This window comes from Sphingomonas sp. S2-65, from assembly GCF_021513175.1.
Classification (GTDB): Bacteria; Pseudomonadota; Alphaproteobacteria; order Sphingomonadales; family Sphingomonadaceae; genus Sphingomonas.
The window spans coordinates 1,507,493-1,520,475 of the sequence record NZ_CP090953.1 but is presented as its reverse complement, the minus strand read 5'-3'; the positions used below and the strand labels follow the sequence as shown (position 1 = coordinate 1,520,475).

At 66.9% G+C, this 12,983-nt stretch carries 11 protein-coding genes; 6 read left to right on the top strand and 5 right to left on the bottom strand.

Annotated elements, in window-relative coordinates:
- Nucleotides 1-7 precede the first annotated feature (7 nt).
- Genes LZ586_RS07105 through LZ586_RS07095 form a run of 3 tightly spaced genes read right to left on the bottom strand, consistent with a single transcriptional unit; the run spans nucleotide 8 to nucleotide 3,287 of the window.
- Entirely contained in the window at nucleotides 8-1,711 is a 1,704-nt protein-coding gene (locus LZ586_RS07105; protein WP_235079750.1) for a type II and III secretion system protein family protein, read from the bottom strand.
- The gene (gene cpaB / locus LZ586_RS07100) at nucleotides 1,711-2,760 is read right to left on the bottom strand and encodes a Flp pilus assembly protein CpaB (RefSeq protein ID WP_235079065.1); all 1,050 of its coding nucleotides are present in this window, start codon (nucleotides 2,758-2,760) and stop codon (nucleotides 1,711-1,713) included. Before cpaB ends, LZ586_RS07105 begins: the two co-directional genes overlap by 1 nt.
- A gap of 53 nt (nucleotides 2,761-2,813) precedes the next feature.
- On the bottom strand, nucleotides 2,814-3,287 hold the full coding sequence (locus LZ586_RS07095) for a prepilin peptidase (RefSeq protein ID WP_235079064.1): 474 nt from the start codon (nucleotides 3,285-3,287) through the stop codon (nucleotides 2,814-2,816).
- Between the two features lie 49 nt (nucleotides 3,288-3,336).
- Between LZ586_RS07095 and LZ586_RS07090 the strand changes: the two genes are divergently transcribed.
- The 6 genes from LZ586_RS07090 to LZ586_RS07065 all read left to right on the top strand — a co-directional run bounded on the left by LZ586_RS07090 (nucleotide 3,337) and on the right by LZ586_RS07065 (nucleotide 10,480).
- Complete coding sequence (locus tag LZ586_RS07090) at nucleotides 3,337-4,284, top strand: alpha/beta fold hydrolase (RefSeq protein WP_235079061.1); 948 nt, start codon at nucleotides 3,337-3,339, stop codon at nucleotides 4,282-4,284.
- The gene (locus tag LZ586_RS07085) at nucleotides 4,281-5,360 is read left to right on the top strand and encodes an NAD(P)/FAD-dependent oxidoreductase (RefSeq protein WP_235079060.1); all 1,080 of its coding nucleotides are present in this window, start codon (nucleotides 4,281-4,283) and stop codon (nucleotides 5,358-5,360) included. Before LZ586_RS07090 ends, LZ586_RS07085 begins: the two co-directional genes overlap by 4 nt.
- Before the next feature lie 98 nt (nucleotides 5,361-5,458).
- Nucleotides 5,459-5,866, top strand: a complete 408-nt coding sequence (locus tag LZ586_RS07080; RefSeq protein ID WP_235079059.1) for an acyl-CoA thioesterase — start codon at nucleotides 5,459-5,461, stop codon at nucleotides 5,864-5,866.
- A gap of 238 nt (nucleotides 5,867-6,104) precedes the next feature.
- A complete protein-coding gene (locus LZ586_RS07075) occupies nucleotides 6,105-8,567 on the top strand; it encodes a PAS domain-containing methyl-accepting chemotaxis protein (protein ID WP_235079058.1) in 2,463 nt (820 codons plus the stop codon).
- Nucleotides 8,564-10,018, top strand: a complete 1,455-nt coding sequence (locus tag LZ586_RS07070) for a chemotaxis protein CheW (RefSeq protein WP_235079056.1) — start codon at nucleotides 8,564-8,566, stop codon at nucleotides 10,016-10,018. The genes LZ586_RS07075 and LZ586_RS07070 overlap by 4 nt, the downstream gene beginning before the upstream one ends.
- Before the next feature lie 120 nt (nucleotides 10,019-10,138).
- Nucleotides 10,139-10,480, top strand: a complete 342-nt coding sequence (locus tag LZ586_RS07065) for a hypothetical protein (RefSeq protein WP_235079054.1) — start codon at nucleotides 10,139-10,141, stop codon at nucleotides 10,478-10,480.
- A 124-nt stretch (nucleotides 10,481-10,604) separates the two neighbouring features.
- On the opposite strand, the gene ybaL is transcribed toward LZ586_RS07065, so the two are convergent.
- Both ybaL and LZ586_RS07055 read right to left on the bottom strand, forming a co-directional pair.
- Nucleotides 10,605-12,248, bottom strand: a complete 1,644-nt coding sequence (gene ybaL, locus LZ586_RS07060) for a YbaL family putative K(+) efflux transporter (RefSeq protein ID WP_235079053.1) — start codon at nucleotides 12,246-12,248, stop codon at nucleotides 10,605-10,607.
- A gap of 258 nt (nucleotides 12,249-12,506) precedes the next feature.
- Nucleotides 12,507-12,923 (bottom strand): hypothetical protein, encoded by a 417-nt coding sequence (locus LZ586_RS07055; RefSeq protein WP_235079052.1) that lies wholly within the window; start codon nucleotides 12,921-12,923, stop codon nucleotides 12,507-12,509.
- Nucleotides 12,924-12,983 lie beyond the last annotated feature (60 nt).

Here is a 12,983-nt window from a genome sequence, read left to right as displayed (position 1 = left end):
CGGGCGATCAGAAGCCGAAGCCGGGGGCCGGGGAGCCGCCCTTCTTCTTGTTGGACGGAGCCGGAGCCGCGGCGGGCTTCACGAACTGCGGGGCGGGGCGCGCGGGTGCCTGGAACGTCGGCGAGACCGGCGCAGGCGCCATCGCGCCGATCGTCGGCATCGCGCTGTCGGGCGCCATGCTCGGCTTGGGCCGGTCGCCGCCGCCAATGCCGCTCAACTGACCCCCGATCAGCCGCTGCAAGTCGTTCGGCGCCTGATAACCGTCGGTCGGCAGCACGATCTGGTTCGCGTTGACCGGCTTCACCAGATACGGGGTGATGACGATCACCAGCTCGGTCTCGTTGCGCTGAAAGGCGTTGGAGCGGAACAGCGCGCCCAGGATCGGGATGTCTGCGGCGCCCGGTGTCTTGGTGAAGCTGTTGTTGTGGATGTTCTGCAACAAGCCGCCGATCACCATGCTCTCGCCCGAACCGATCTCCACCGTCGTCTCGCTGCGCCGTGTGGTGAGCGCGGGGACAGAGATGCCGTTGAACGCGACCGCGCCGGATGCCGACAATTGCGACACTTCGGGACGAACCCGCAGCGAGATGCGTCCATCGGCGAGCACCGTCGGCGTGAACGCCAGGCTGACGCCATATTGCTTATATTCGATCGACACCGTGCCGAGCGACTGAACGATCGGGATCGGGATCTCGCCACCGGCCAGGAAATTGGCGGTCTCGCCTGACAGTGCCGTAAGATTCGGCGTGGCAAGCGTCGTCACCTGTCCGATTGTCTCGCCGAGATCCAGCGCCGCAAGCACGTCCAATCCCAACAGCTTTCCGGCGAGCCCGAGGGTGCCGAACTCCGATCCCTGGGCGGTGTTGGTAACGGTGGTGCTGTTCGGATTGATGAACTGGCCGGTGGAGGGATCGTAAGCGCCCTCGATATAGCCTCCGCCGGGCAGGGGAATCGTGGCCTTCGGGAACTTGGCGAGGTCGGTGGCCGTGAAGGCACCCGGGCTGCGGCCTTGGGCAAGACCGAACTTGAAGCCGCTGGTGGAGTCCCTGGTGGCGATGTTCACGCCGACGTTCTTGACGAAGCTGCGGCTCACCTCGGCGAAGCGCACCTGCAGGTTCACCTGCAGCGGCGTCGCGGTCTTCAGCCGGTTGATCACCGCCATCTTCAGCGACGCGCTGGCGTCGCTGGTGTTCACGCCCGGATTGAGCGCCGCAGTCACCAGCCGTTCGGCCTGCTGCGAGTCATCGGGCGATGCGACGGTGCCGGTCAGCACCGCGAGCTGGCCCGCAGTGGTTACGCGGATCGATGCGTCGGGCATCGCGATCTTGAGCATGCGGTCGAGCGAGGTGATGTTCTGGTTCACTCGCACATTGGTGGAATAGACCACCGCACCGCTCGCGCTGGTGGCGAAGATCGTCGCCTCGCCGGCCACCTTGCCGAACAGGTTGATCTGGCGCGGATTGGTCACATAGACGTCGGCGACAACGGGGTTGGACACCCAGACATTGGCGACGTTCTGGGGCAGAGAGACCATCTCGCCCTCGCCGATCGACAGCAGCACCTCGGAAGTGGGCCGTTGCGATCCCGACGGCATCTGGCCGACCCGCGCGCGCTGGCGGCTCTGCGCCATCACTTCTGCCGGCGCGCTCGCCAGCAGGGCGGTCATGGCCGTGGCGGCAAGCGCCCGCGCCAGCGGATTCGTGGCTCGCATCACTTGGTACCCCCGACTTGAACTTCGCTCTCGGTATTGCCGCGCACCACGACGACCACCGGTCCCCGGCGAACGGGTGCCGCCGCACCCGGGAACGGGCCTGCGGGCGCCGCCTGCGGAGCTGGCGCGCTGTTGCCGCCATTGCCATTGTCGCTCGACGACTTGCCGGGCACCGTGCTGCGCTGGAAGCGCGACACGTCGGCGCCAGTCGCGAAGGTCGCGCCGCCTTCGATCGGCCGGGCGGCGAGCCGCGCGAGCATTTCCTTTTCCTTCTTCGGATCGCCATCGGCGGGCACTTCGACTTCGCCGCTGGCGATCGCCTGCTCCAGTTCGGTCTGATTGTCGGCGATCGAGCGCAGCGACAGCGACAGGTCGCCGACCGTCTGCGCGACTGCGATCTTCTCGGCGATCTTGGGCGTGGTCTCCAGCGTCACCGTGGAGAAGGTGTTGACCACCGTATTGCCTTTTTCATCAGTCTGCTTGTCGGTGCGCTGATCGGTGGCGAGCACGCGCAGGTTGCGCAGGATCGTCTCGGACGCCTTGAGCGGCGGGCCATCGCCACCACCCGACACCGATTGAGTCAGCACCAGGTCGACTCGGTCACCGGGAAACACGAAGCCCGCGACCGAGGTCTGCGCCGACACCGGCACCGTGACGGCACGCATGCCCGCACCAAGCGCCGCTGCCAGGAACCCGCGGTCGCCCGGCTTCACCAGCGCGCCCTGCGTGATCGGCTGTCCTGCCGGGATCGCATAGCGAACGACGGTGCCCTGCAGCTTGCCGGGCTCGCTTTCGCCCTTCACGAAATAGGCGCCTTCGACCAGCTCCTTGGGCCAGGCGACGAACTTCACCGCCTCCGCGTCCAGGATCGTCCCGACCGGCAAGGCGCGAGTCGCGACCATCACTTCGGTGGTGTTGGCGGGCGCCGCATTCGATGCCGCCGCTGCCTGGGGGGCAGGGGTGCCTACCATCAAGCTACGCGCCATCAATGCAGTGACGACCGCCACCACCAATGCGCCTGCCAGCAGTAAGAGCTTGCGTGCATCCATTCGCTTCGAGCCTTTTCAAGAACGCGACCCACTGGTTGCGCCGGCGTTAAACATCACAGAAATTGGTTAAAGATCGGTTCGTTAAAGGTGAGCAGCCCGGCGATCGCGATCGCCACCCCGTACGGGATCTCCACCGGCGCCTCGCGCGTGCGCCGGATCCAGCGTTCCACGACAAAGATCAGCGTCAGCGCGCCGCCCAGCAGCGACATCACTACCAGCATCCACACCAGCGGCTGCAGCGGCAGCCACAGCGCCAGCGCGGCGATCAGCTTCACGTCGCCGCCACCCATCTGGCCGATGCAGAAGGCGCCGAAGAAGAAGGCAAAGACCAAGAGCGCGACGCCGAGCTGGAGCGCCATGTCCGGCCAGACGCCCATGCCGTTCACCCACCACCAGGCGGGCGCCAGGCACGCGATCGCCGCGTTCTTCCAATTGGCGATCTCACGGGTCCGCGCATCCTGGATCCCCGCGGAAACCAGGAGCAGCGCCAGTGCGCCGATCAGAATCAGAGCGAACACGTCCCCCATAACGGTTAATCCCTAGACGGGACGGCTTATCAAAACGTAACCACCCCCCATGGCAACTTCCCTGATAGACCGCCGCGCCTTGCCGTCCGGGGCGCAGGTCCGCCGCTGGGCCGCGCCCGACGGGTGGGAAATGCGGGTGATGGACTGGCCCGCCACCGGGCCCGCCCCGCGCGGTTCGATCCTGTTCCAGGGCGGTCGCGGCGACATGGTCGAGAAATATCTCGAGTCGCTGGCGCATTGGCAGGCGCGGGGCTGGCACGTCACGTCGTTCGACTGGCGCGGGCAGGGCGGTTCGGGCCGCTGCACCGATGCCGGCGGCTGCGGTCACATCGACGACTATGGCCGCTATGTCGCCGACCTCCGCACGTTCCATGCCGATTGGGTCGCGTCCACGCCCGGCCCGCACGTGGTGATGGGGCATTCGATGGGCGGGCACCTGGTACTGCGCGCACTCGCTGAAGGCGGGATCGCGCCCGATGCCGCCGTGCTCGTCGCGCCGATGCTAGGCTTCCGTCCCGGCATCTTCGGGCCCTTTGCCGAGCGCGCGGCGCGAATGATGGGCGCGCTTGGCGACACCGCGCGTCCGGCGTGGAAGGGCAATGAAAAGCCCTACACGACCACGCCCCGCAACACGCTGCTCACGCACGACTCCGAACGCTATGCGGACGAGATCTGGTGGCAGACTCATCAGCCGGATCTGCGCACCGGCCCGCCGAGCTGGCGTTGGGTCATCGAGGGATTCAAGTCGATGCGCGAGCTGGCGACCGACCCACGGCTGGGCAACATCGCCACCCCGGTGCTGATGCTGGTGGCGACGTACGACCCGCTGATCGATCCGCGCGCTGCGCTTCGTCTCGCGTCGCATCTGCGCGATTGCCGGCTCGTCACCTTCGGCCCGGAAAGCGCGCACGAGATCCTGCGCGAAGTCGACGCGGTGCGCGACCGGGCGCTGGGGGAAATCGACGCCTTCCTCGACGAGCGGGCGCCGCGCGCGTGAGTCCGCATGCGACTCGCTACGACGTGGCGATCGTCGGGGCGGGCATCGCGGGCGCCAGCCTCGCCGCCGAACTGGCGCCGCATGCGCGCGTGCTGCTGCTGGAGGGCGAGGAGCGGCCGGGCTATCATGCCACGGGCCGCTCGGCCGCCTTCTGGTCGGAAACCTATGGTGGGCCGGGCGTCCAGCCGCTCACTACGGCCTCGGGCGCGTTCCTGCGGGACGGCGGCTTTCTCGATCCGCTGGGGGCGCTGCATATCGGCCGACGCGAGGAAGCGGCTGCGGTGGAGGGGTTGCTCGCCGAGTTCGCCCGCACTGGCGTCGAACTCCGCGCGGTGGATCCCCGCGACCATCTGCCAGGGCTGCGGGGCGAGTGGACGCTAGGCGTGCTGGAGCCGAGCTGCGCCTATATCGATGTGGGCGCGCTCCATGCCCACTACCTCGCCGCCGCGCGGCAGGGTGGGGTAGCGTTGCTCGTCTCGGCAGGGCTGGAATCGGCGCGCCGCGACGACGCTTGGCAGCTGCGCACTCGGGCGGGGACGTTCACGGCCGACGTGCTGGTGGACGCGGCGGGCGCCTGGGCCGATTCGGTGGCAGAGGCGGCGGGTGCGCGTCCCTTGGGCATCCAACCTTTTCGTCGCACCGTACTCCAGCTCGCCACCGATCCCGCCCCACCGGCGGGGTGCCCGCATGTCACGCACATCGGCGGGGACTTCTATTTCAAGCCCGAGGCCGGCAGCCGGATCTGGCTGAGCCCCCACGACGAAACTCCCAGCGATCCCTGCGACGCGGCGCCCGAGGAACTCGACGTGGCACTGGCGATCGATCGCTTTGAGCATGTCGTTGATTGGCGCGTCGACAAGCTGGAGCACAAATGGGCCGGCCTGCGCAGCTTCGCGCCTGATCGCCTGCCGGTCTATGGCTTCGATCCGGTGACGCCGGGCTTTTTCTGGTGCGCGGGGCAGGGGGGCTTCGGCATCCAGACCGCGCCCGCCGCCGCCAAGCTCGCCACCGCGCTGTTGCTGGGTACAGCAGCGGGAGACATCGATCCCGCGCGGTATTCACCTGCCCGATTCTAGAAAGACGGCCCGGCGCGAAGCGTTTCGAACATCAAGAAAAGCAAAGGTTTTCTTAGGAACGACTCGCCTGCGCGGCGACAATCGGCTAGGATGGAATCATGGCTGCCACTGCACTTCCTCATCTATTCCCCGTCGACGTGGCGCAGGACGACATCGACTTCATGGGGCATGTGAACAATGCCAGCTACCTGAAATGGGTGCAGGCCGCGGTGATCGATCATTGGCAGCGCCTTGCGCCGTCCGAGGTCGTCGGCCAGCACCTGTGGGTCGCGCTGAAGCATGAGATCACCTATCGTCGCCCCGCCTTTCTCGAGGACGAAGTCGTCGCGACGGTGTTGCTCGAAAAGGTCCATGGCGCGCGCGCATTCTACGAAACCGTCATCAAGCGGGGTTCCGAAGTGCTCGCGGAAGTGAAGTCGAGCTGGTGCTGCCTCGATGCCCAGACGCTGAAGCCCGCCCGCCTGGCGCAGAACGTCATCGATCGCTTCTTCGTCAAGGAAGCCTGAGGCTCTTTTCTGCATATCTGCATGAATGTGCGCCATCTGGGCAAGTAATCGCCTGACATAGCGCAGTAGTGTAGGGCCCCTGGCCGCATCCACTCCAGTAACTGCCTAGGTAGTTCTACCTACCGCACGTTTCCGTTTCTTGCGCCGCCTATAATGCTGAGGCCGGCTTCAGGTTCGTGCGTCCGTTTGACCGGCCGCCCGCGCTCTTTCCGGCGAGGTATAGAACCGGAAGGCCCGCATGACCGCTCACACTCGCCAGACCCTCGACAAGCCCTCGGGCACCGATGCCGACGCCATGCTTCGTCAGCTCGGGGTGATGCTCGACCAGTCCCAGGCGGTGATCGAGTTCGCTCCCGACGGCACGGTGTTGCGCGCCAACGAGCTGTTCCTCACGTTGATGGGCTATGCGCCCGAGGAAGTGATCGGCGAGCATCACCGCATCTTCTGCGAAGCGAGCTTCGCCAACAGTTCCGACTATGAGCTGTTCTGGCTAGGGCTGCGCGGCGGCAATGCCAAGGACGGCGAGTTCAAGCGCGTCGCGCGCGACGGCCGCGAAGTGTGGATCCGTGCGAAATATTACCCCGTGCTCGACGGCGAGACGGTCGTGCGCATCGTCAAGATCGCGATGGACGTCACCCAGACCCGTCAGGAAAGCATCCTGCACGAAGGACTCCTGTCCGCCATCAGCCGCGCCCAGGCGGTGATCGAGTTCGATCTCGGCGGCAACGTGCTCACCGCCAACGAGAATTTCCTTTCCACCACCGGGTACGCGCTGAACGAGATTGAGGGGCAACATCACCGGATGTTCTGCACCCCCGATTATGCGCGCTCGGCGGAATATGCGCAGTTCTGGGAAAAGCTGGGCCGCGGCGAATATCATTCGGGCGCATTCAAGCGGCTGGCCAAGGGCGGCAAGGAGATCTGGATCCAGGCCACCTACAACCCGATCTTCGACTTGCGCGGCCGTCCCGTGCGGATCGTCAAATACGCCATGGACGTGACGGCACAGCGCCTCGCTTCGGCGGAAGCGGAGGGCAAGGTGGAAGCGGTGGGCCGCCAGCACGGCGTCGCCGAATACGACCTTTCGGGCCAGGTGCTCGCCGCCAACGACATGTTCTGCGCGATGCTCGGCTATCGCCGCGACGAAATCGTCGGCAGCCATCACGAGCAGACCACCCATGCCGGCTGCCACATCCACCAGGACTACCGCCAGTTCTGGTACAAGATGGCCCGCGGCGAGCATGAGGCGAGCGAGTTCCGCCGGCAGACCAAGGACGGTCGCGAGGTCTGGTGCTATTCCAGCTTCAACCCGATCCTCGATCTCGACGGCAAGCCGTGGAAGGTCGTCGAATATGCCACCGACATGACCGAGGCGAAGCGCCGCCACCTGGAATTCCAGGGCAAGGTCGACGCGATCAGCCGCGCCTCGGGCGTGATCGAGACCGCGCTCGATGGCACGGTGCTCTACGCCAACGAGAACTATCTCGATATGATCGGATATTCGATCGAGGAGATCCGCGGCAAGGACCAGCGCATGATGGTCGAGCCCGAGGTCGCGCAGAGCGAGGCCTATCGCCAGCGGGCCGAAGGCCTGTCGCAGGGCGAGTTCCTGTCAGGCGAATTCAAGCGCATCGCCAAGGGTGGCCGTGAGGTGTGGATCCGCGCCACCGTCAACCCGATCCTCGACACCTGCGGCAAGCCGTACAAGCTCGTGACCTATGCGCTCGACGTGACCGAGGCCAAGCTGCAGTCGATCGAAGTCGAGAACCGCCTCGCCGCGATCGAACGCAGCCAGGCATCGATCGAGTTCGACCTGGATGGCAATGTCCTGACTGCCAATGGCAACTTCCTGGCGGTGATGGGCTATTCGCTGCGCGAGATCGTCGGCCAGCATCACAGCATGTTCTGCATGCCCGAATATCTGAAATCGAAGGAATATGGCGATTTCTGGCGGTGCCTGAACAATGGCGAGACGCATTCCGGTCGCTTCCACCGCCTGGGCAAATATGGCCGCGACGTGCACATCCAGGCGAGCTACAGCCCGGTCTACGACCTGTCGGGCCGGCCGGTGCGGGTGATCAAGCACGCTTATGACATCTCGGCCCAGGTCGAGCTGGAGCATAAGATCGCCGTGAAGAGCCAGGAGATGCAGGGCATGGTTGCCCAGCTGACCAAGGCGATCACCACCATTTCCGAAGGCGCGCACGGCGCCTCGGCATTGGCGCAGGAAACCGACAGCGCCGCCACCCAGGGCAGCGCCGCGATCAACAACGCGATCGAGTCGATCGAACTGATCAGCCGGTCGTCCAACCAGATCGCCAAGATCGTCGGCGTCATCGGCGAACTCGCCAGCCAGACCAACCTGCTCGCCTTCAACGCCGCGATCGAAGCGGCGCGCGCCGGCGAACACGGCGTCGGCTTCTCGGTCGTCGCCGAGGAAGTCCGCAAGCTGGCCGAGCGCAGCGCCGAGGCCGCGACCGAGATCTCGCGGCTGATCGAGGAATCGAGCGAGCGCGTGACTCACGGCACCGAACGGTCGCAGAGCGCCCGCGCCGCATTCGAAGGCATCGTCAAGAGCGTCGAGAAGACCGCCCGCTCGATCACCCAGATCGCCGACTCCGCCAACACCCAGGAGGACCTCACCTTCAAGGTCGTCAACATGATCGGCGAACTCGCCTCCTCGACTCAGGCGCACGGATGAACGCGCTCGCCGCGCTGTCTCGAGAAGACGGGATCCTGGCGCAAGACGCCGAGCCCAGCTTGCTCGATGTCGGGCTGATGCGGCTGTGCGGCCGCGATCTGGCGGTGCCGGCGGTCAATGTCCGCGAAGTCGTGCCGCTGCCCGCCAGGCTCCAGCCCAGCTTCTCGGGTGCGGGCGCCTCGGCCGGGTCGATCGTCATCCGTGGGCGAGTAATCCCGGTGCTCGACATCGCCGAGCGGCTCGGCTTCGGCCCGCGCGAAGACGAAGGCGGCGTGGTCCTGATCCTGCGGCATGACGGCGCTCTGATCGGCATCATCCTCGATTCGGTATCTGGCCTTGCCCGCGTCGCACGCGACATGATCCAGCCTTTCGCGATCTCCGGTAACGAGGATCATCGCATCGTCTCCAGCAGCTTCCCGCACGGCGACGGCCTGGTCGGCCTGCTCGACCCGGTGGCCGTGCTTGCGCTGCCTGGGGTGCCGCATGCCCGCGAAGCGCGGGTTGGCGCCGATGCTGGTGCCGCAGGCGGGCGCAGCGCAGTGGTGCTGGTGACCGTCGCCGGCGCCAACCTTGCGCTCGATGCCCGGCTGGTGGTGGCGACCGTTCCCAACGCGTTGCTGCGGCCCAGTCCCGCGCCTTCCAGCAAGTGGGTCGGAGTGGTGCCCTATCTCGGACAGGAAGTGCCGGTGGTCGACGACCTGGCGCTTTTCGGCCTGTCGGGCCGCGCCGAGGCAAAGACCGGGGGCGCGGTCATCATCCTGCGCCTCGACGACAAGCAGTTGCTCGGCGTGAAGATCGATCGGGTACAGCGCATCCTGCCGATCAGCGAGCGTCTGGTGCGGCCGCTTCCCCAGGCATTGGCCGAACGGCTCACGCTGTTCCGTGGCGCCATCGTCGATCATGAAGGGCGCCAGAACCTGCTGCTCGACGGGGAGGCGCTGGTCCGCAGCGAGGAATTGCGGATGATCGGCGCGCTCAGCCGCGAAAAGGCGGCGCCGGTGCAAACCGCGCTTGCCGGCAAGGCTGCCTCCGAGGAACGCCAGCCGTTCCTGGTGTTCGTCGCGGGGGATCGCCGCCGCGCGGCGGCGCTGTCCTCGGTCAAGCAGATCATCCCGTTCCCGCAGGCGCGCACCGGGCTCAACCGGTCGGGGTCGGCGCTTCAGGGCATCGCCAGCTACAATGGCGCTCCCTTGCCGCTGCTCGACTTGAGCGGGGCGCATTCGACGCTCGCCGCGTGTCCGGACGCGGTGGTGCTGGTGGTCGAGACCGACGGGCGCTTCAACGGGCTGGTGGTCGACAAGCTCGAAACCGTCGCGCGTTCCGCGCTGCATCGCCGGCCGGGCAGGACCGCCAGCGGCGCCGACAGCTTCTTCATCGATGTCAGGCTCGGCGACCGTTCGGACGCCGTGACGGTGTGCGATCTTGCGCAGGAGGCAGTGCGACTCGCCTGATCGAGGCGCGCCGCGTTCTGCCGCCAAACCTTACGCGAATACTATGCGGATCGTCCGCCTTGCCGCTCCCTTCCTTATGCCGCACGCAATATCTGGGCAGCCGCAATCCCGGAGAGCGGCATGCAGGACCAGCCAAGACTAAGATCCGACCTTGCCATCCGCGCCACCGGTCTGGGGCTGGCCGCGTCCGGCGGTCTGGCGTTGGCTGAGCTATGCCGGCTGGCCAACCAGCCGCCGCATCACCCGGCATCGGTGCTGGAATTCGCGCTCGCCTGTGCCGCGTTCCTCGGCCTCGCGCTTGGCGGCGCGTTGCTCACGCTCGGCGCGGGCATGTTCGCGCAAATAGAGGTCTCGCCGCGCTGGCGGACCAACCCCGCGCCCCGTTTCGTCCCTAACGCGACACGTCCACCTGCGTCCCCCGGCCCGGATATCCACGCGGCGCTCTTCCGCCATGCTGCCTGAGGTGCCGGTGTCCGTGGCATTCCTGTTGTTCGTGCTGCTGCTCATCGCCGCCGCGCGCCTGTTCCTGCGCGGCGAGTGCCGTCCCCCGGTCCGCGGCGATCGGGGTACGACACCCTGATCGCCTTCAGGCGGCCTGCGCCGGCGGCATCGCCGCGGACAATTCCATCATCCGATTGGCGGTTTCGCGCTCGCCCATCACGACATGGTCGACGCCGACCCGCTCGAGATGCGCGACTTCGTCGGCCGAATGCGCCCGCGCGATCACCGGCACCTGCGGGTTGAGGATGCGCGCGTGCTGCAGGATCGCCCCGGCCTCGAACCCGGCGGGAATCGCGATCAGCAGCTTGCCCGCTGATCCGATCCCCGCCGCCACCAGCGTGCGCGCGTTGAGCGCATTGCCCTCGATCACGTGCATGCCGGCGTCCTGCGCCTCCTTCACCATGTCGCCCTGATCCTCGATGATGACGAAGGGCTTGCCCCGGGTCTGGAAGTCGGCGGCGATCATCTTGCCGACGCGGCCATAGCCCACCAGGATGAGGTGTCCCGACTGGAGCTGCACCGGCGTGATCGTTCCGCCTTCCGACGCGTCCTCGTCGTAACGTCCCGCGACCCAGGCGAACAGGAACGGATTGACGAAGATCGAGATCATCGCGGCGGCCAGGATCACGTCGCGCGCGGCGGGCGGAAGCATGCCCAGCTCGGAACCGAGGCTCGCCAGGATGAAGGAGAATTCACCGATCTGGGCAAGGCTCGCCGCGACAGTGAGGCCGGTCTGCCCATTATAGCCGAACGCGCGGACCAGCAGATAGGCCGCCAGCGACTTGCCGAACAGGATGATCGACACCGCCGCGACCAGCAGCACAGGCTGGTCGACGATCACCGACGGATTGAACAGCATGCCGACCGAGACGAAGAACAGCACCGCGAAGGCGTCGCGCAGCGGCAACGTCTCTTCGGTGGCGCGCCGGCTGAGCGAGGTTTCGCCCAGGATCATGCCCGCAAAGAAGGCGCCGAGCGCGAACGACACGTCGAACGCCACCGCTGCACCGAACGCGACGCCCAGTGCGATCGCCAGCACTGCCAGCCGGAACAGCTCCTGCGATCCGGTGCCCACCACCCATTGCAGCGTCCACGGGATCACGCGCCGGCCGACCACCAGCATCAGCGCGGCGAACCCGGCGACCTTGAGGAAGGTCGACAACAGCGGCTGGAGGATGGCGGCGGCGCCTTCGTTGGCCCCGCTGGTGATGCCGGCGATCACCGGCAGCAGCACCAGCGCCAGCACCATCGCCAGATCCTCGACGATCAGCCAGCCCACGGCGATCCGCCCGCGCTCGGTCTGGACGATGTCGTGCCCCTGCAGCGCGCGCAGCAGCACCACCGTGCTCGCTACCGACAGCGCCAGTCCGAATACCAGCCCGGCCTGCATGCCCCAGCCGGCCATCCAGGCCAGCGCCATGCCCATGCCCGTCGCCGCGGCGATCTGGCCGATCGCGCCAGGCACCGCGATCCGGCGTACCGACATCAGGTCCTTCAGCGAGAAATGCAGCCCGACGCCGAACATCAGCAGGATCACGCCGATCTCGGCAAGCTCGTTGGCGAGGCCTGAATTGGCGACGAAGCCGGGCGTGAACGGGCCGACTGCGACGCCGGCGAGCAGATAGCCGGCGATCGGAGAGACTTTGAACCGGTGGGCGATCGCGCCGAAAACGAAGGCGACGAACAACCCCGCGACGATGGTGGCGATTAAGGGCGTGTGATGGGGCATCGAGTATCCTGTGCAGGGGAATGGCGCAGGCCGTCCGCATCGCGTCGGGCCTGCGCCAGGGTCATTCTACGGCCAATCCCGCGGCCACGGCCAGCAGGGCGGAAGCGCTGGCCAAGCCGGTCCAAAGCGCTGCCACGAACCACCAGGGTGGCCGTTTCTGTTTGTTCTTCATGCTACCTCCTTGGGAGCGTGCGCGTTACGCCGCTTACGTCCAAAAGGCCGAAGTTCAGGCGAAGCAGCCGCAAGAGCGGCTGCGCGTCATGCCGCCGGAGGGTCACGCGCCCAGCCCAGCCGTGCCAATGCCTGGGTGTGCAGCGTCGCGGGTGCGACGCGCAGCAGCGTGATGTCGGCGTCCGGGCGGGGGCTCGGGAGTACGGTTGGCGGAACCGCCGCCACCGCTGACAGGGCAGGGGCCGGCGGTCGGTCGGGTCGTAGCCGCTGCACGGACGCCGTGCGCCGCTCGGGCGCCCGGGCGGCAAGCGCCACGCTGGTGGTGGCCGGATTGAACGCCGAGCCATAGGTTGCAGACTGCGGCAATCCGGCCGGCAGCACCGCACAGAAAAGCACGGTCAGCACCGTTACCCACGCAGCCGCGCCCGTGCGGCAAAGCCGCGGCAGGCACGCAAGCTGCGATCGGAGGGCGCTGAAGCACATGGTGGTAAGGGAACGCGCCATGTCGGGAAAGTCTACCATCGCAGGCCGTTCAGGTAAACCGCCGCTCCGGATAATCGCCGG